The 18,806-nt window shown below is 63.5% G+C and carries 17 protein-coding genes; 14 read left to right on the forward strand and 3 right to left on the reverse strand.

Annotation, left to right across the window (positions count from 1 at the left end):
• Nucleotides 1-23 precede the first annotated feature (23 nt).
• A complete protein-coding gene (locus G3N58_RS07240) occupies nt 24-785 on the reverse strand; it encodes a GntR family transcriptional regulator (protein WP_167048607.1) in 762 nt (253 codons plus the stop codon).
• A gap of 286 nt (nt 786-1,071) precedes the next feature.
• On the opposite strand from G3N58_RS07240, the gene G3N58_RS07245 reads away from it, so the two are divergent.
• The 8 genes from G3N58_RS07245 (at nt 1,072) to G3N58_RS07280 (ending at nt 10,455) form a co-directional block, all read left to right on the forward strand.
• Complete coding sequence (locus tag G3N58_RS07245; protein WP_205988003.1) at nt 1,072-1,656, forward strand: amino acid synthesis family protein; 585 nt, start codon at nt 1,072-1,074, stop codon at nt 1,654-1,656.
• Complete coding sequence (locus tag G3N58_RS07250) at nt 1,649-2,521, forward strand: alpha/beta fold hydrolase (protein ID WP_205998842.1); 873 nt, start codon at nt 1,649-1,651, stop codon at nt 2,519-2,521. The genes G3N58_RS07245 and G3N58_RS07250 overlap by 8 nt, the downstream gene beginning before the upstream one ends.
• On the forward strand, nt 2,521-3,993 hold the full coding sequence (locus G3N58_RS07255; RefSeq protein ID WP_205998843.1) for an aldehyde dehydrogenase: 1,473 nt from the start codon (nt 2,521-2,523) through the stop codon (nt 3,991-3,993). Before G3N58_RS07250 ends, G3N58_RS07255 begins: the two co-directional genes overlap by 1 nt.
• Before the next feature lie 36 nt (nt 3,994-4,029).
• Complete coding sequence (locus tag G3N58_RS07260; protein ID WP_205998844.1) at nt 4,030-5,883, forward strand: hypothetical protein; 1,854 nt, start codon at nt 4,030-4,032, stop codon at nt 5,881-5,883.
• Nucleotides 5,880-6,704 carry a hypothetical protein gene (locus G3N58_RS07265; protein WP_205998845.1) on the forward strand — a complete coding sequence of 275 codons (825 nt, stop codon included), beginning with the start codon at nt 5,880-5,882 and terminating at the stop codon, nt 6,702-6,704. Before G3N58_RS07260 ends, G3N58_RS07265 begins: the two co-directional genes overlap by 4 nt.
• 39 nt (nt 6,705-6,743) lie before the next feature.
• The gene (locus G3N58_RS07270; protein ID WP_167048620.1) at nt 6,744-7,721 is read left to right on the forward strand and encodes an aldo/keto reductase; all 978 of its coding nucleotides are present in this window, start codon (nt 6,744-6,746) and stop codon (nt 7,719-7,721) included.
• A 143-nt stretch (nt 7,722-7,864) separates the two neighbouring features.
• The gene (locus G3N58_RS07275; protein WP_205998846.1) at nt 7,865-9,052 is read left to right on the forward strand and encodes a porin; all 1,188 of its coding nucleotides are present in this window, start codon (nt 7,865-7,867) and stop codon (nt 9,050-9,052) included.
• 32 nt (nt 9,053-9,084) lie between these two features.
• Nucleotides 9,085-10,455, forward strand: a complete 1,371-nt coding sequence (locus G3N58_RS07280) for an MFS transporter (RefSeq protein ID WP_205998847.1) — start codon at nt 9,085-9,087, stop codon at nt 10,453-10,455.
• 203 nt (nt 10,456-10,658) lie between these two features.
• Here the strand turns inward: G3N58_RS07280 and G3N58_RS07285 are convergent, their stop codons facing one another.
• On the reverse strand, nt 10,659-11,921 hold the full coding sequence (locus tag G3N58_RS07285) for a DUF6596 domain-containing protein (protein WP_205987996.1): 1,263 nt from the start codon (nt 11,919-11,921) through the stop codon (nt 10,659-10,661).
• The gene (locus tag G3N58_RS07290) at nt 11,918-12,286 is read right to left on the reverse strand and encodes a YciI family protein (protein WP_167048628.1); all 369 of its coding nucleotides are present in this window, start codon (nt 12,284-12,286) and stop codon (nt 11,918-11,920) included. Before G3N58_RS07290 ends, G3N58_RS07285 begins: the two co-directional genes overlap by 4 nt.
• 488 nt (nt 12,287-12,774) lie before the next feature.
• On the opposite strand from G3N58_RS07290, the gene G3N58_RS07295 reads away from it, so the two are divergent.
• From G3N58_RS07295 to G3N58_RS07320, 6 genes are all read left to right on the forward strand, one after another.
• Nucleotides 12,775-13,716, forward strand: coding sequence for a tripartite tricarboxylate transporter substrate binding protein (locus G3N58_RS07295; RefSeq protein ID WP_205998848.1), 942 nt, complete (start codon nt 12,775-12,777; stop codon nt 13,714-13,716).
• Between the two features lie 60 nt (nt 13,717-13,776).
• Nucleotides 13,777-14,949, forward strand: a complete 1,173-nt coding sequence (locus tag G3N58_RS07300) for an enolase C-terminal domain-like protein (protein ID WP_205987994.1) — start codon at nt 13,777-13,779, stop codon at nt 14,947-14,949.
• Nucleotides 14,946-16,346 carry an MmgE/PrpD family protein gene (locus G3N58_RS07305; RefSeq protein WP_205998849.1) on the forward strand — a complete coding sequence of 467 codons (1,401 nt, stop codon included), beginning with the start codon at nt 14,946-14,948 and terminating at the stop codon, nt 16,344-16,346. Before G3N58_RS07300 ends, G3N58_RS07305 begins: the two co-directional genes overlap by 4 nt.
• A gap of 299 nt (nt 16,347-16,645) precedes the next feature.
• Nucleotides 16,646-17,578 carry an isocitrate lyase/PEP mutase family protein gene (locus G3N58_RS07310; RefSeq protein WP_205998850.1) on the forward strand — a complete coding sequence of 311 codons (933 nt, stop codon included), beginning with the start codon at nt 16,646-16,648 and terminating at the stop codon, nt 17,576-17,578.
• Between the two features lie 54 nt (nt 17,579-17,632).
• Complete coding sequence (locus tag G3N58_RS07315; RefSeq protein WP_167048637.1) at nt 17,633-18,616, forward strand: porin; 984 nt, start codon at nt 17,633-17,635, stop codon at nt 18,614-18,616.
• 36 nt (nt 18,617-18,652) lie between these two features.
• The coding region (locus G3N58_RS07320) for an FAD-dependent oxidoreductase (protein WP_167283401.1) at nt 18,653-18,806 on the forward strand (154 nt) is incomplete at its 3' end.

The following is an 18,806-nucleotide window of genomic DNA, read 5'->3' on the forward strand; positions in this document are numbered from 1 at the left end:
TGGAACAATGACAATTCGTTCGGTCAGGCTGCCGCGTTCTGGCGGCGTGGCCTGGCGGGACTCCGCGCAGGCGCGGGCAGGTCGGTGGCTGCCGGTTCATCGGCGGCATCCCGTTTGGACTGCGAGTCCACCAGGATGCGGATCACCGCCTGGACGTGTTCGACGGACGCCCGTTCGGCCGCCGCGCCGTCTTTGGCCTCGATCGCATCGAGCAGTTTCTTCATTTCCTTGAACGACGCCTTGTCGCGGCCCGGCGAGCGGATCGTGTGCGCGCGCAGCTGGTTGATGCGCGCGTTCAGCGTCTCCGCGAGCTTCCACGCCACCGTCTTGCCGCCGCTCCCGAACATGTACTCGTAGAACTGGCCGACCTTCAGCAGGACGTTGTCATAGTCCTTGTTGCGGAACGCTTCCTGTACCGCATCGAGTATCAGCGAGAGATAGGCGACGATTTCCGGCGTCGATTTTTCGGCGCAGGCGCGCGCCGCGCTGCCTTCGAGCAGCGCGCGAATCTCGTAGATCTGGATGGCCTCGTCGAGGTCGACCTTCTTGACCACGGGGCCGAGGTTCGCAATGTTCTCGACCAGCCCCTCGGTTTCCAGATGCCTCAGCACTTCGCGCACGACGGTTCTGCTCACGCCGAGTTCGTCGCATAGCGGTCGTTCGACCAGTCGTTCCCCCGGCAGAAAATGCGATTGCAGGATGGCGTTGCGCATGCGCTCAAGTGCGAGTTGCCGGAGCGTTTTCACTTCGCGTTCGATACGCAGCGATTTTTTCTCAGTCGTCATAGCTTGTTCCGTTGTCCCGGTACGGCGGCATGCCCGCTTCAGTTATCCATCATGCAGGCCGCTTGCCCGCGTAGCAAGGAAGCTTACCCAGGGTTCTTCCCTAGTCGAAAACTCCCCACGGCGTTTTCAATTGACTATAGCATGGTATACCAACATAGATGCTACAAGAATATGGAATCTCATATTCTTGTCGAGTGTGGCGTAAGACCGGCGCGCAACTGCGCGGCGCAGTGCCGGTACTGCTTAACCATGTCAGGGATGAATCCCGCCAATCTGGAGCGTCAAGATGCACAAACTGATTCGCAAGACAGTGACCTTTTTCGAAGACATTACCGTCGACGGCGGCCGCGAAGCGGCTGTTCCGCTCAAGCTGGTTGGCGTCGCCGCCGTGCTGACCAATCCGTGGGCGGGCCGCGGCTATGTCGAGGACCTCGGGCCGGAGATTCGCGAAATCGGCCCGGTGCTCGGCGAGTTGCTGACGTCGCGCATCCTCGACATCACGGGGTCGGGGGAGAACGTGGAAGGCTATGGCAAGGCATCGATCGTCGGCCTGAACGGCGAGATGGAGCATGCATCGGCGCTGATCCATACGCTGCGTTTCGGCAACAAGTATCGCGAGGCGGTCGGCGCGAAGTCCTATCTTGCGTTCACGAATCTGCGCGGTCCGGCGAATTGCCCGGTCACGATTCCGCTCATGCACAAGCACGACGAAGGCATGCGCTCGCATTACCTCACGGTGCAATTCTCGATCACCGACGCGCCGGGTCCGGACGAGATCGTGGTCGCGCTTGGTGCGTCGATCGGCGGCCGGCCGCATCACCGCATCGGCGACCGCTACAAGGACATTCAGGAGATGTCGTCGAATGGCTAGTCACACAGAGCCGGGTGACGGCAAGCGCATGCTCGACGGCACCGCATACCATGTCAGCGGCAGCGGCGAGCCGCTCGTCCTGATTCACGGCGTCGGCATGAATTCGTCGATCTGGGCGCCGCAGATCGCGGAGTTCGAACAAGACCATACGGTGATCGCGCTGGATTTTCTCGGCCACGGCGGCAGCAGCATGCCGCGCGAGGACGCCACGCTCGACGATTACGTCGAGCAGGCCGCGCGCTTGCTGCACACGCTCGGTATCGAGCGTGCGACGGTGGTCGGGCATTCGATGGGCGCGCTGATCGCGATCGGCCTCGCGGGCCGTCATCCGGAGCGGGTTGGACGCCTGATCGCCATGAACGCCGTTTTCGAGCGCACGCCCGAGCAGCGCGAAGCGGTGATGAACCGCGCGACCTCGCTCGGCCCGGAAGGCGCGCTCACCGACATGCACGTCACGCTCGGGCGCTGGCTCGGCACGACGAGCCCCGAGCCCGGCCCGGCCGCGGACGCGATCCTGAAGTGTCTCTCGGGCGTCGACGCGAACGGTTATGCGCGCGCTTATCACGTGTTCGCGAGTTCGGACCGGGCGCACGTCGACGTGCTGCCGCAACTCGACATGCCGGCGCTGTACCTGACCGGCGAGCTCGACGCGAATTCGTCGCCGGCGATGTCGGTGCGCATGGCGGGGCTCACGCCGCGTGGCGTGAGCGAGTCGCTGGACGGCGAGCGGCACATGATGGCCGTGGTGTCGCCGCAAAAGGTCAACCGGGCGATCCGCGCGTTTCTGGACCAATCGCCGCGGCAGGGCGCGACGTCCGCCGCCGCGTCCAGCCCGACGGCCGCGCGTGAAACGAAGGAGGTGTGATGCCTGACGTATTCCAGCAATACATCAACGGACGCTTCGAGAATGGCAGCGAAACGTTAGAGAGCGTGAACCCCGCGACGGGCAAGCCCTGGGCGACCATGCCCGCGGCGACGCAGGACGACGTCGAACGGGCCGTGCAGGCGGCGCATGCGGCATTGAGCGAGCCCGCGTGGGCGAAGCTCACGGCGACGCAGCGCGGCAAGCTGCTGATCCGTCTCGGCGATCTGCTCGCGCAGAATGCACCGCATCTCGCCTCGATCGAGACGACGGACACCGGCAAGATCATCCGCGAGACGAGCGCGCAGATTGCCTATATCGCCGAGTATTTCCGCTATTTCGGCGGGGCGGCCGACAAGCTCGAAGGCGCGGTGCTGCCGATCGACAAGCCGGACATGGAAGTCACGACGCGTCGCGAGCCGATCGGCGTCGTGGCGGCGATCGTGCCGTGGAACTCGCAGCTGTTCCTTGCCGCGGTCAAGCTCGGTCCTGCGCTGGCGGCCGGCTGCACGGTCGTGTTGAAGGCGTCGGAAGAGGCGCCCGCGCCGCTGCTCGAATTCGCGAAGCTCGTGCACGAGGCCGGTTTTCCCGCGGGCGTCGTGAACGTGCTGACCGGTTTCGGCGAACCGTGCGGCCGCGCCTTGACGAGCCATCGTCTTGTCTCGCGGATCGCCTTCACGGGCGGTCCTGAAACCGCCCGCCATATCGTGCGCAACTCGGCGGCCAATCTCGCGGCGACTTCGCTCGAACTGGGCGGCAAATCGCCGGTCGTCGTGTTCGACGACGCCGACATCGCCGGCACCGTGAACGCCGTGGTGGCCGGCATCTTCGGCGCGTCCGGGCAAAGCTGCGTGGCGGGCTCGCGGCTCATCGTCCACGCGAAGATTCGCGACGCGTTCCTCAATGCGCTCGTCGCGAAGGCACGCCAGATTCGCATCGGCGCCCCCGACGATGCGGCGACCGAAATGGGGCCGCTCGCGACCGCGCGCCAGCTCGAAAAGATCGAGCAGGTTGTCGCGTCGAGCGAAGCGGCGGGCGCGGCCGTGCTGACGGGCGGCAAGCGCCCGGCGTCGATGGAAGCCGGGTATTACTACGAGCCGACCATCGTCGATTGCCCGAACCCGGCGATCCCGAGCGTGCAGACGGAGCTGTTCGGGCCGGTGCTGAGCGTGCTCGGATTCGAGACCGAGGAAGAGGCCGTGCGTCTTGCCAACGACACCGAGTACGGCCTGGCCGCCGGCGTATTCACGCGGGACCTGTCGCGCGCGCACCGGATGATGAAGGCGATTCACGCGGGCGTCGTCTGGGTGAACACGTACCGTGCCATCTCGCCGGTCGCGCCGTTCGGCGGCTATGGCGAAAGCGGCTACGGACGCGAAGGCGGTATCGAATCGATTCTCGAATACACGCGCACCAAGACCGTCTGGCTTCGCATTTCGGACGAACCGATTGCCGATCCGTTCGTGATGCGTTGAGGCCAACGATCAGAGTCATGGAATATGGAAGCAAACGTGAATAATCAGCAGGAATCAGACGAGCGCTTCTCGGGGCCGATTCCGCCGTTCGTTCGCGGCCTCGTGAGCGCGGCATGCGGCGAGACGGACGGCGCCCGGGTGCTCGGCGCACTGCGCAGCGAAGACGACGTGATGAGCGCGCACGCGATGCGCGCGGCCAAGGCCACGAGTCTGAGCTTCGCGCACAGCCTCGTCGAGCGCATGAAGCGCGAGCATTGGCGCATCGAGTGCGTGTCGTGCGATGTCGACGCGAATGGCGAAGGGACCGTCGTCTACGAGATCACGGCGGCGGGACACCAGTTTCATTTCGCGGCGTTCTCGCAGGCGAGCGACGGCATCGACCGGCCCGGCCGGTTCACGGAGTGGACGTTCGACTTTCTCGGCATCCTCGTCGACGGGCCGGCGGACCTCGCGGCAATCGAGCACGAGCGCGAGGAAATCGTCGGCAAGGTGTGGCGCGGCCGCACGACCAATCTGTCCACGCTCGGCTGGACCGTCGCGAATCGCAGCAACCGTTTTTACGACTACGTGCTCGGCCGCCTGGAAGCGGGCCAGCAGCCGGAACTCGACCATCTCGCCGAGGGCGGCGGCTACATCATCCGCAACGCGGGCTATTACGCCAACGGGCGGCACGGCACGCGCGCATGGGTTTCGCTGCCGCCGGATCATCCGCTCGCCTATCCGTACCACGTCGATCTGTTCGCGCTGTACATGTGGCGGCTCACGAGCTTCACCGTGGTCGAGGCGCAGGCGCGCAGCAGGAATGCCGCGGCGGCGCGTCTCGAACCGGGTTCGAAGCTCGTGCTGGGCGTCGGCAATTCGTCGGGGCTCGGCATGGTGGCGACGCTGGTGCGCTGGCCCGCATGGCTGAGCGCGTTTTCGCTGGGGCGCGAGCTGGCGCTCGCCTATGCGCTGACGCGCGACGCGCAGACCGCACGCGCGGACGCAACGACGCTGGCCGCGCTCCTCACGCGCTCCGCACGTCTTTATGAAACGCTGCCGGACGGCGACATCGACGAAATGGAGCGGCATGCCGATATCGCGCGTGCGCTCGCGACGCTGGCCTCGGCGGCCGAGCGGTTTGCCGCGACCGGCAGCGTCGACGATCGGCAAACTCGGCAAACGGCGTCGCCCTGGCGGGCACTGCTCGCGAAGGCGCGCTCGCTTGGCAGCGACGAGGCGCACGGGCAGCTCGTCGCGCATCTCGTCGCGCTGTATCCGCGTTTTGCCGCGGCGATGGAAGCGGTCATTCCCTCGACCATGAAGATCACTCGCCAGCAGCGCGTCGAAGCGACGGTCGGCGAATTGCTCGACATCGCGGACACGCGCTATCGCTGGGCGCTCGACGTCGACCGGAGCGCGCCCGAGACCGCCATGTACTTCTGGTACAAGTCGGGCGAGAACGGCGAGAACCGGCGCGGCGAGCGCGCCATCGACCCTGGTGTGGAGAACGAAACGTTCGTCGACGTGGTGGGCGCCGTGCAGGCATTCTGCACCGTGCTGCGCAGCCGGCCTCGCGATGAACTGGTGGCGCGCGTGCTGCTGGATCATCCCGAGTTCGTGCACATTGCGAGCCGCATGCAGCTCGCCGCCACGCTGCCGTATTCGGAAATCCGCGAGAACGTGATCGGCCAGTCGTTCTTCCCGATGGACGCGATCCGCTTTCTGCTCACGACGTTCGGCCTCGAAACGTCGCAGCCGGTCACGCGTCAATGGGTGCGCGGCGTCTTTCTTCTCAACGCCGTGTTGCCGGAGGACCTGCTCGGCGCTTCCGCATCCGCGCACATGCCGCAAGGTGCCCGTGTGGCTTTGTCCGGCAGCGTTGCCGGACAGCAGGAGAACGAGCGATGAGCACATTGAGATTGAGCTACCCGGAACTCGCGCGCACCACGCCGGAGATGTTCCGCGCGTGCGGCTTCTCGGTCGGCCAGGCGGACGATGCCGCCGAGATGATCCTGCTGACGGAAGCGCTGTCCGGCGATGCCTACCGCTATCTGCTCGACAGCAAGGGGACGACGCTGAACGCCGCGTTGCGGCCGCGCGTCCTGCATGAAGAGGACGGCCAGTACCGGATCGACGGCGCGGGTTTGTCGCTGTTGCAGATCGGACCGCGTCTTGTCGATCTCGCGTGTGGCGAGGCGTCGCGTTCGGGATGCGCGCTCATGATCGTGAGCCGCACGGACGGTGCGCAATTCGCGCCGTATCTGGCGCGCCGCGCGGCGCTGCACGGATATCGCGCGGTGCTGCGCATGAGTGGACCGGGTGCGCAGAGGCCGGTTGTTGCCGAACCGGATGGCGCGGGCCGCAAGCCCATCGTGTACGCCGGTATGGAACACGCATCGAACGGTGGCGTAGCCGCGAGCACGCCCTCGCTTATGGAGCGGCTCGGCCAGTTTCTCGCACTGCATTCCGATGCGACGGCCGGCCACGACGGATGGGTGGCCATTGTCGTCGAGCGCGTCGTGCAGGGTGACGGCAAGCACCCGGCGCCGGTTCCCCGCGACGCCGATGCTGACACCGACGCGGTCCAGCGCATCGACATGGACAAGGCGCTCGATCAGGCGCTTCGCCACGGCGTGACGATGGAGGCGTCGACCTTCTCGCGGCTCGGCGAACTGCTGGTGTCGCTGCGCGTTCCCACCTCGGAGCGCAGTCGCCGCCAGGCCGGCTGAACCCAGGATATTCCGATCACGAAGAGAGTATTTCGACCTATGGACTACATCAATTTCGGCAGCAGCAGCCTCAAGGTTTCGCGCATCGGCTTCGGCGCGATGGGTATCGGCGACAAGGCGTGGCGCTCGTGGGTGCTCGACGCGGACGAGGCGCGGCCGCTCGTTCGCCGGGCCGTCGAAGCCGGCATCAACTTCTTCGATACCTGCGACTTCTATTCCGCCGGCGCCAGCGAGCGGATTCTCGGCGAGCTGCTCGGCGAGTTCGGCAGCCGCAGCGAATTCGTCATCGCCACGAAGTTCGGCAACCCGATGGGGAAGGGGCCGAATGCGCGCGGCTATTCGCGCAAGCACATCGTCGAGGCGGTGGAAGCGTCGCTGCGGCGCCTGAAGACCGACTACATCGATCTGTATCAGACGCACATCTGGGACGAGTCCACGAACATCGACGAAATGATGGCCGCGCTCGACCACCTGGTGCGCTCGGGCAAGGTGCTCTACGTCGGCGCCGCGGACATGCCGTGCTGGCAGTTCGCGAAGTCGCTCTACAGCGCGCGTTTTCGTGGACAGGCGAGCTTCGTGTCGATGCAGAACCACTACAACGCGGTATGGCGCGAGGACGAGCGCGAACTGCTACCGCTTTGCCGCCACGAAGGGGTCGCGATGCTGCCGTACAGCCCGATGGCGAGAGGCTTTCTGTGCGGCGAGGCGCGGCGCGATCGCAACTCGACCGAACGCGCGCGCACCGATGGCTATACGTGGGAGTGGTACGGACGCGCGGCGGATCACGCCGTCGGCGCGGCGGTGGACGCGGTGGCTCGCTCGCGCGGCCTGACGCCCGCACAGGTCGCTCTCGCATGGGTGTTGAACAAACTGCCGTCCGCAACGCCGATTATCGGCGCAACGACGCTGCCGCAAGTGGACGAAGCACTCGCCGCGGTGGGCGTCGTTTTGTCCGCGGAGGAGATGCAAACGATCGGCGCGGCCTACGAACCGCGTCCGCGTAGCGGACACTTCTGAGCGGAGAGCAGGGAAGGGCGGCTGGCGGGTTCCTGAGGCACCGGTCAGCCGTCCCTCGATACAGCATGCGCCAATACAGAGATATCGATAAGTATTGCAGATTAAAAAAGCGGGCTTGCCCGGACAACCATCGGAGACTGGAATTGAAAAAGATATTCATCGCACTTTCGGCAGCGACGATCGCCGCGCCCGCGTTCGCCCAAAGTTCCGTCACGCTGTATGGCGTACTCGACGAGGCCATACAGCTGAACACGAACGCGAAGCATGTGGTGGGTTCGACCAACGTCGGCGGCCGCCAGTGGTCGCTCGATTCGCTTGCGGGTCCGTATGGAAGCCGCTGGGGCATCAAGGGCAAGGAAGACCTCGGCGGCGGTCTCGCTGCCGTGTTCACCCTGGAGTCGGGTGTCAATCTGAATACGGGCGCGTTCGCACAAGGGGGAACGGCCTTCGGCCGTCAGACATTCGTCGGCCTGTCGAGCAACCGGTTCGGCACGCTGACGCTCGGCCGCCAGTACGACAGCGTGAACGACTACGTGGGCCAGTTCGGATTCGGCCTTGCCGCCTACGGCAGCGGCGCATCGCATCCCGGCGACATCGACAACGCTGCGCGAACCTATCGCCAGAACAATTCGATCAAGTACGCTTCGCCGAGCTTTTCGGGGCTGCGCTTTGGCGGCACCGTCATGCTCGGCGGGGTTGCGGGATCGGTCTCGCAGAACAGCGGCTACACGGCCGGTGTCGGCTACAACAACGGCCCGCTCGGACTCGGCGTGGTGTACGAGTTCTTCAGGAATCCGTCGAATGCCGGCGCGGTGCTGAACGGTAATGCCAACGCGGTGCCGCCGGCGACCTCGACGGTTTTCGGCTCGATCAACTCGGGCTACCTCACCGGCAATGCGCCCGCCACCTCATGGCAGGTCGTTGCGGCGGGCGGCCAGTACACGTTTGCCTCGGCTGCGATCGGCATGCTGTATTCGAACGTGAAGTACGGAAACATCGGCCATTTCAACGGCGCGACCGCAACGTTCAACAACGTCGAAATCAACGGCATGTACCGGCTTTCGCCGGCGGCATTCGTCTCGGCCGCGTATAGCTACACGAAGGGCAATGCGGTGTCCGGCGATATCGGCGATCAGACCTACCATCAGTTCTCCGCGCTCGCCGACTACTCGCTCTCGAAGCGCACCGACCTCTACGTTGCCGCGACCTACCAGATTGCCAGCGGAACCAGCTCGACCGGCGCGCCGGCCGTCGCGAATATTTCGCTGCTGGGCGACTCGTCCAACACCCGCCAGGCGCTCGTGCGATTCGGCATGCGCCATATGTTCTGACAGCAACGACCCGCTAACAGGAGAGCACTATCATGACCACCAGCCGGTTCGAACTGCCAGCCAGTTCCGACAACGCTTCATCGGGCGACGATCCGCAGTCGCAAAAAGTACAGCGGCTTGCGCGCTCTATCTTTCTGGTTCAACTCGTCACAGTCGGGATCGGCTATCTGATCTACTCGATGAATCGCTCGGCGTTTCCGATCGGCCTGCACAGCATTGCCAAGTCTCTTGGCTTTAGCGTTCAGCAGGTCGGTACGCTGGCGACTATTTTTCTGTTGGGCCAGGCGCTTATCGATGTGCCCGCGGGATTGTGGAACGCGGGCCACGGCAAGGCCGGGGTCACGCCACGCATGAACGCGCTGATGCTGATCGGGACCGCGGGTGCCGGGGCAACGTCGATGCTGCTCGCGTATTTCGCGTACAATTATCCGTTGACGCTGTCGTATCGCGTACTGTTCGGCGTGTTCGAAGGCATCTTCAATATCAGTGCCTACTCGTTCGCCGGATCGGTACTGCCGCAACGTCGCGCGTTTCTGAACAACTGCCTCGGGTTTTTCTTCGCGACCGGCGCCGTGATCGGCCCGACCGTCTTCAGCCAGATCATTGCGACTTCCGACGAGAACACCGGCTGGCGGCTCGGCCTGTCGATCTTCGGTGCGGTCACGATCGTGCTCGCCGTGGTGATGTTCATCGTCATGGCGCTGACGCTCAAGAAGATGTGGCGCGACCAGCCCGCGGCGAAGGCGGCTTCTCAGGCGAAGCAGCGCAACAGCGAGACGACTGCCGCCGCGTTCCTCGACGTCGCGCGTCGTGGCTCGATGTGGAAGGGGTTGGCTATTCACGCGGTGAACCTGATTTCGTACTGGGAATTCAGCGGCCTCATGCCGACATTCCTGATTCAGTATCAGCACAAGAGCGTGGGTTTTGTCGGTGTCGTGTTCGGATTCGGCTTTGGGCTGACGAGTCTCGTTTCGCCTCTTTTCGGCTGGATTGCCGACCGCTACGGCAGACAGGTGGTCGTCGCAACGCTTGGCATTGTCGATGCGATCGGCCTGTACGTTCTCCTGAATCATCCGGCGGGGCAGGCCATGACGATGGTCATCGTCTTTATCATCGGGGTCGGCCTCAATACGCTGTATTTCATGGGCTATACGCTGGCGCAGGACGGGGTGCCGAACCATCGCGTCGCGATCGCAACCGGCTTTGCGGGCGCGATCGGCTATCTCGTGGCGAGCGGCGCCGGTCCGGTTTCCGGCTGGCTGACGGGCATCGCCGATTACCGCCTCGCCGGCACGATCGAGCTGATCGGGCCTCAGATCGTCGTGGCGATTCTCGCGATCGTGTTCTTGCCCGGCATCAGGACGTGGCAACGGATGAAGAAGGATGGTCCGCTGATTGATTGATCGCTGTATCTGCGCCCCGGTCGTAACCGGGGCGTATTCATGACGACAAGCTCGCTATCGTCGCAAGGTTCGCGAAAGACCTTCGAGACGTCAGAAGCCGTAAGAGAGCCTTGGGGAAAACGCTCGCCGCCGCCGCCGTCGCGCTCCATGATGCGAGGACCAACGGCGCCGACTGCCCGACCGATCGGTTCCGATACGACCGGTCATGTCGATGCAAGCTCCATTCTCTTACCCTGCAGGAACCGGCGCGCGGCCGGGTCGCGCTCGAGACCGATTGCCAGATCGTACGCGTCGAGTGCTTGCGCTGTCGCACCGACGCGCGCGAGCAGATTGGCGCGTGCGGCCCAGTAGGGCTGGTAGTCGGCCAGTCGTGGATCGTCCGCATAGGGCGCAAGCGCGTCGAGCGCCGCCTGCGGGCCGTCGCGTTCCGCCAACGCGAGCGCGCGATTGATTGCCACTACCGGCGACGCTGCAATGGCGAGCAGTCCATCGTAGAGCTGAACGATTTCGTCCCAATTCGGGCGACGCGTCCGGCAGCGATGCACGTGTGCCGACTGCAGTGCAGCCTCGAGCTGAAAGCGCCCGATTGCATTGAGCGCGCTTGCTCGCCGCAGCAGCGCGTTCGCTGTGTCGATCATCGGTGCGTGCCATGTTGCCGGGTTCTGAGCCGACAGCGGCACGTAGTTGCCAGCCTCATCGCGTCGCGCATTGCGCCGCGCCTGTGCAAACAGCATCAGCGCGAGCAGACCAAGCGCTTCCGGTTCGTCGGGCAGCAGCTCGACCAGCAGTTGCGCGAGATAGAACGCTTCGTCGGCAAGATCGCGCCGCTCGATATCACCGCCGAGCGGGTCCGTCCAACCTTCCGCATACGTTGCATAGACCGCTTCGAGTACCGCCGCGAGCCGGCCAGGCAATTCCTCGCGCTCGGGGACCGTGAATGGAATGCCCGCTTCGCGAATCTTGGTTTTCGCCCGCACGAGGCGTTTGCTCATGGCGGCGGGCGACATCAGGAACGCGGACGCGATCGTCTTCGCTTCGAGGCCCAACACGACTTGCAGCATCAGCGGCGTGCGAATGGCGGCTTCGAGCGCAGGGTGAGTGCACGCGAACAGCAGGGCGAGCCGCCGGTCGGGTAACGCGCCGGCTTCGCACTCGTCGATTTCGTCGGCGAGGATCAGGAGCTGGTTCGCGACTTCGTCGCCGGTCCGGCGATGGCGTGCGCCGTCGATTGCCCGACGGCGCGCGACCGTCATCAGCCAGGCTTCGGGATTCGCGGGGCAGCCGTGCTCGGGCCAATCCGCGAGCGCGGCCGCGAATGCGTCGGCAAGCGCATCCTCGGCCGCGGCGACGTCGCGCGTGCGCATCGCCAGCAGGGCGACGAGCTTGCCGTAGCTGCGGCGCGCGACCGCCTCGGCAACCGAACGCGCGGCGCCGTCATCGCCACGGCCGCCGGCGGACGAACTCATGCAGAGGGCGCTTCGTAGGGCGCAGTCCAGACCGGGCGCACTTCCATGACGCCGTGCGCCGCGCCGGGACAGCGCGATGCCCACGTCATCGCCGCGTCCAGGTTGGGTACGTCGATCAGATAGTAGCCGGCGAGTTGTTCCTTCGAATCGGAATACGGTCCGTCGAGCACCTGCGGCTTGCCGTCGACGAGCCGCACCGTGGTAGCTGTGCTCGTGTGTTGCAGCCGGTTGGCGCCCACCAGCGCCCCCGCTTTCTTCAGCGATTCGGTGTACGCCTGATAGGCGGCAACGCCTTGCTGCCGCTCGCTGTCGGTCATTCTGTTCCAGCCGTTTTCTTCCGAGTAGATCATCAACAGGTATTCCATTTGAGCCTCCGTTATGGGGTTGAGGCGGACGAATCGAATCGGGCCGCCATCACAATGACGCGCGGGCCGCATGCTGATGGACAGGGGGTGTCGAAAAAAGTGTGGAAGGTCGCGGGGGCACATGCTTCATTGCGAAGAAAGCGTTTGAGTTCCACCCGCTCGACCGTGTTGTGCAAAGCATTGTCGATCGGGTGATGCGCATTGTCGAGTTGTGGTGATGAGGCTGGTCTGCATCGGATGCCAACTGTGGCTCGAACGCGGAATTCGAGGTGGTACCGCATCTAGTGTAAACGCCAGGTTACGCTTATGAATTCAAATGTATACTTGTGGATATATAAGAATCCAATATGTATTTCGTGTATTCCCTGAAAAAGCACGGACTTGCTCATCCTGGACGAGCCCGACTGCCCGAAGTGGAGACAGATCGTATGGATTGCCAACCTGGTCGGAGCCGTGGTTGTCTGAGGACGGTGTGGTTCGCCGCCGCGATGTCGATTACATTAATTGCCGGTGCGACGGCGCGAGCGGCGGACAACAGCTATCCGGTCCAGCCGATCCGCATTCTCGTTGGCGAATCACCTGGCGGTGCGACGGACATCATCGCGCGTCTCGTCGCGAAGAACATGACGCGCGAACTCGGGCAGTCCGTCATCGTCGAGAATCACACGGGCGCAGCGGGTTCGATTGCGTCGACTGTCGTCGCGCATAGCCGTGCGGACGGCTACACGCTTGCCGTCGTGTCGAGCAGCTACGCGATCAACCCGAGCTTCATGAAGCTCTCCTACGATCCGCAGACCGATCTGGTGCCGGTCAGTCTGCTGGTACGCGCACCGTTTCTGCTGGTGACGAGCCCGTCGCTGAAGGTCGGTGATGTAAAGGCACTGCTCGCGCTCGCTGCGCAGAAACATGGCGCGCTCACCTATGCGTCGGGCGGCACCGACAGTTCCGATCACCTGGCCGGCGTGCTGTTTTCGAGTCTGTCGAAACAGAAGATGACGCATGTGCCGTATCGCGGTGCCGGGCCCGCGCTTATCGACGTGATGTCAGGGCAGGTTGCGTTTCAGTTCGCCAGCGTGCTGTCCGCGACGCCGTTCGTGAGACAGGGCCAGTTGAAGGCGCTGGCTGTATCGAGCGGAACGCGGCTGCCTTCCGCGCCGCAGATTCCCACCGTTGCGGAGTCGGGTGTGCCCGGCTACGAAGCGCTGACGTGGTACGGACTCGTCGCGCCGAAAGGCACACCACCCGACGTCATACAGAAGTTGACCGCTGCGGCGCACGCGGCCGTCAACGAAGCATCGGTGCGCGCGCAGATCGTCAACGAAGGCGCTGAGCCGGTCGGCAGCAGCGGGCCGGAATTTGCGTCGTTTCTCGCGAATCAACTGACGAAATTCCACGGACTCGTTTCGATCGCCAATGGCAGCGGCGGTTGATCACGCTGTTTTCGCCGGGTTTCGCCACGCTATCGACACCTCAGGAAAAGGTCGCTCACGATGATCATTGAACGAATCGAAGTTATCGTCACCGACTTGCCGGTACGTCTGCAGCGCCTTCGATCCACCGGCATCTACGACACGGGCGCGAGTGGCGCGCTGCTCGGCAAGCCGGTGATGGTGAAGATTCATGCGGAAGGCGTCGTTGGCTATGGGCAGATTCGCCCGCTCACACCGCATCATTCGATGGCCGACACGTACGGCAGCATCATTACCGCGGTGCGCGATCTGTATGGCCCGCGTTTGATCGGCCGGCGTCTGACCGAGCTCGAGCAGTTGCAGATCATCTTCGACGAAGCGGCGCCGCAGAACTTCAACGCACGCGCATTGATCGATCACGCGTTTCACGACGCGCTCGGCAAGGCGCTGAATCTGCCGGTCTATGACCTGATCGGTGGTTTGTGTCAGCCGCGAATTCCACTCGAATGGTCTGTGAGCATGGCCGACGATCCGTCGAAGATGATCGCCGATGCCGAGCGTGCAATTGGCGAATTCGGCATTCGTGTGCTGTGCCTGAAGGCGGGACATCGCGACGGCTGGCGGCGCGATGTCGAGAATTTTCTCGCGGTCCGCGAGACAGTTGGCGACGACATAACGATCGGCATGGACCCGAATACAGGCTGGACTGTCAGCGAAACCTTCCGCGTGCTCAACGCGCTCGCAGGCGCAGGTCTCGACTATCTCGAGCAGCCGGTGGGGAAACACGATCTCGATGGCATGGCGCGTATCCGAGCCGCTGCGCACGGTGTACCGCTCATGGCCGACGAGGCGTGCTGCTCGCTCGCCGACGCGCACGCGATCATCGCCGCGAAAGCCGCCGACGTACTCTGCATCAAGCTCTATAAGCATGGCGGCATCACGACGGCGCGCAAGATTGCCGCGCTCGCCGAGGCGGCGTCGCTGCAGATCAATTGCGGCGGTCTCGCGGTGCTGTCGCAACTGGAAGCGGCCGCGGGCGCGCATTTCTACGCGAGCCGGCCCGCGAAGCGCGTCATGCCTGCTGGTGAATTCATCTTCGGGCTGGGGGTGATGGGATCCGATCCGTTGGTCGGAGAAACGGATTTCGTTGTGCGCGACGGCCATGCGAACGTGCCGCGCGGTCCCGGCTTCGGCGTGACGGTCGACGAACGCGCGGTCGAGCGTACGACGCTTGCCAGAGAGGTTGTCGCATGAGCATGGCTAGCTCGCTCGCAACGCGCGATACGCGCGTGACTGAAGCGCTTGCCGCGTGGACGGCAGCGTTGCGATTCGAGGCGATTCCCGCCGATGTCGTCGCGCACGCGAAACTGTGCCTCATCGATGCGCTCGGCTGCGGGCTATACGGCGCGCGTCAACCGTGGGGCGTGATGGCTGCCGAGACTGCATCGGCATTCGGTGGCCGTGACGCGACGCTGTTCGGCAGTGCGTCGCGTGCGAGCGCGCCGGACGCGGCGCTCGCCAATGGCACCGCGATCCATGGTTTTGAAGTCGACGACGTGCACGTCACGTCGTCGTTGCATCCCGGCTCGGTGACGATTCCTGCGGTGCTTGCGACCGCCGAGTTGCGCCGCGCGTCGGGCGCACAGTTGCTGACGGCGGTCATCACCGGCTATGAAGCGGGCATCCGCGTCGGCATCTGTGCGGGCCTTACGCATTCGACGAGCGGCTATCACGTGACGGGCACGGTCGGCACACTTGCATCATCGGCCGCGGTGGCACACGTGTTGGCGCTCGATGCGCGCGCTACGCTGCATGCACTCGCGATCGGCGCGACTCAGGCCGCCGGTCTCTACGCGGCGCGCATGGGCGCAATGGCCAAGCGCTTTCACGCTGGACGTGCGGCGCAAAGTGGCGTGATCGCCGCGTATCTCGCACAGCGTGGTTTCACCGGCAGCGATGTTGCAATTGAGGCACCGTTCGGCGGCTTCATGAGCACGCTGCGCGGCCAGTTCGATCCCGCGACGATCGTCGATGGGCTCGGCGAGCGGTGGGAAACGAAGCAGGTCGGCTTCAAGGTCTACGCCGCATGTGCGAGCGCACACACCACCGTCGATGCGCTTGATGCGCTGATGAAGCGCGGCCTTACCGCCGAACGCCTTGCGCGTCTTCGCATCGGTTTGAGCAAGAAGGGGTTCACGAATATCGGCTGGCCATACACGCCGACGGAAGTTGTGTCCGCGCAGATGAGCGGCTATTACACCGCGGCGGTCAAGCTGCTCGACGGTGACGCATTCGTCGATCAATACCGGCCGGAACGCATCGCGGATCCGGCGGTGCTCGCGTTGATCGACAGGATCGAGATTTATCACGATCCGGCGCTTGACGCGGGCGGTGCGGAAAAACGCCATACCGCGCAGGTGAGCGCGCAACTCGTCGATGGCAGCGAGATGAACGTGCGGATCGAGCATCGTCTCGGCAGCGCACAACGGCCGCTCGGCGCAGACGTGATCCGTGCAAAGTTCGTGAGGCTCGCCGCTTCGGCGCTCGGCGCGCAGGCCGCGCATCGCATTCTCGCTTTCGTCGACGATATCGAAGGCGCCGACGACCTGTCGCCGCTGTTTTCGATGCTGTCGGCAATATCTAACGGCTAAACGACGTTTTGTCGTTTGAGTTGACAAAACAGGTGGCGTCGCTTGCGTGTATACGCGAGTGGAGAAGACAAGCTGCATTGCAGCGAAGCTCAATCCCATCGGTTGTCGATATCGCAACGCTACAGTCTGCCTGAACACACGTATTTTTGCGCGCTTCAATCATTTCAGTGCAGCAGCGGTTGCCGTTTCGGTGGTTTCCGGCGCATCTTGTGTTCTCCGTGTATACACGAGGTTTTCCGTAAAGAATTCATGTGTATACTCATGTATAAATAAACGTGATTTCCTTCTTACGTCAGGATATGAACGCTCAAACCGCTGGAAGCCGCCTTCGTCAGTTGATGGCGCGTAAGGAAAAAGTGCTGTCGGTGTTGCATCCGCCGTCCGCCGCGCTCGCGCGCATCATGGATCAGACCGGTTGCGAAGCGGGTTTTGTCGGTACCGGCAGTGTGGTCGGTTCGTACACGGGGCTTGCCGACGTCGGCTCACTGTCGATGCCGGAGTGCGTACAGGTTGCCGGCTGGATCGCGCAATCGGTGCGCTTCCCCGTGATCATGGATGGAGACACGGGACACGGCGGCATCATGGCCGTACGCCGAATGGTGCGTGAATGCATACGCGCAGGTCTCGCCGGCGTGCGAATCGACGATCAACCGCTCGAAGGCAAGCGCCGCACGCAGACGGCTGGCATCGAGGTTGTGCCAGTGGAGCAGGCGGTGGCGCGCTATCGCGCCGCCGTCGAGATGCGCGATGAACTCGATCCGAGCTTCGTGATCATGGCGCAGTGCTATGCGCGCGATGCGACCAACAGCAGTCTCGACGATACGATTTTGCGTCTGCGCGCATATCGCGAAGCCGCGGGCGTTGACTGGGTGCAACTGGAGTCGCCGCATTCGCTTGAGGAGATCCGTCAGTGCCGCGCGAGCGTCGATGGTCATTTTTCCTTCATGAAGGGCAAATTGCCGCGCTATCTGAGCGCGCAAGAGCACCTCGAACTCGGTACCAATCTCGCATGGTATCCAGGCTTCACGCACCACGTGATCTGGGCGGCGCTCGGCGATTTCATGAAGGCGTTCAATGAAAAGGGTATGGCGGCCTGGGACGAATTCGAGCAGGCGCGTCGCGACGATCCTTACATCGTTCCCGGTCCCGGCAGAAATGGCGAGGGCGCGGAGAAACAGGCGGAACTGGAAGCGCGTTATCAGGCGATCGATCTGAGCGCATTCCGTCGGTGAGAAGTTACTCGAAAAACAATAGATAACGACAACAGATCTGGAGACAGCAGGACAATGAAAAAGTCACTCTTATATGGAGCGCTCGCGTTCAGTCCGATCGCGGCGTTCGCGCAGTCTTCGTCAGTCACGCTGTACGGTATTGTCGACACCGGTATCGTGTTCGAATCGGGCGGACCAAAGGGCTGGGGTGTCAACATGTCGAGCGGCGTGCAGGACGTGAGCCGCTGGGGCATCAAGGGCGAGGAGGCGCTCGGCGGTGGCTACTCGGTGATCTTCAAGCTCGAGGACGGCATTCTTGTCAACAATGGCCAGACCGATACGGCTAATGCGGCATTCAGCCGCGTTTCGTACGTGGGTATCAGTAGCCCTTACGGAACGGTCACCGCTGGCCTCGATTTCACCCCGATCTATCTGGTGCTGTCGCCGCTTACACCGTTCGGTAATGCGTTCGGCGGGTCGCCCGGTCAATTGATGGCCGGCGAAAAGGGCGGTACGCGCGCGCCGAACCAGATCATCTACCACAGCCCGGATTTCTACGGCTTCAAGGCGAATGTTGCATATGGCTTCGGCAATGTGGCGGGCAGCATCGGCGATTCGCAGCAGTTCGGCTTTTCGCTCAGCTACAAGATCGGGCCGGCGACGTTCGAATGGGGTCACCAGCAGGTCAACAATTCAACGTCGACCGATACGTCGCGCAATGATCTGATCACTGGCCGTTACGACTTCGGCTTCGCAACGGCGCATGTCGGCTTCGGCATTAGTCGTGGCATGGGCACGACCAACAGTCGTGATTTCCTGATCGGTTTCAGCAAGCGCGTCGCGGCTGTGCATGAGTTCTATCTCGCGTATCAGCACAAGAACGACTTGAACCAGCACCAGTTCAACGCTACCGGCATCATCGCCGATTACGGCTATTTCATATCGAAGCGCACGAATCTGTACGTCGCGGCGTTCTGGCTCAGCAATCACCGCTTCACGACGACGAAGTTCGGCACAGGCGATCGTGAACTGGATATTGGTATTCGCCATCTTTTTTAATAAGCAATTTAGTTCGGTATCTTAAATATGGTGAAGATGCAGGGCAGGCTCGAAGATCGGCCGCCGCGCGAGTCGATGGAATACGACGTGGTGATCGTCGGCGGCGGCCCGGCCGGGCTGTCGGCGGCGATCCGCCTGAAGCAGCGCGCCGCCGCGCAGGGCGTCGAGCTTGGCGTGTGCGTACTCGAAA

The sequence above is a fragment of the Paraburkholderia sp. Ac-20342 genome (assembly GCF_017104985.1).
In the GTDB taxonomy this organism is placed as follows: Bacteria; Pseudomonadota; Gammaproteobacteria; order Burkholderiales; family Burkholderiaceae; genus Paraburkholderia.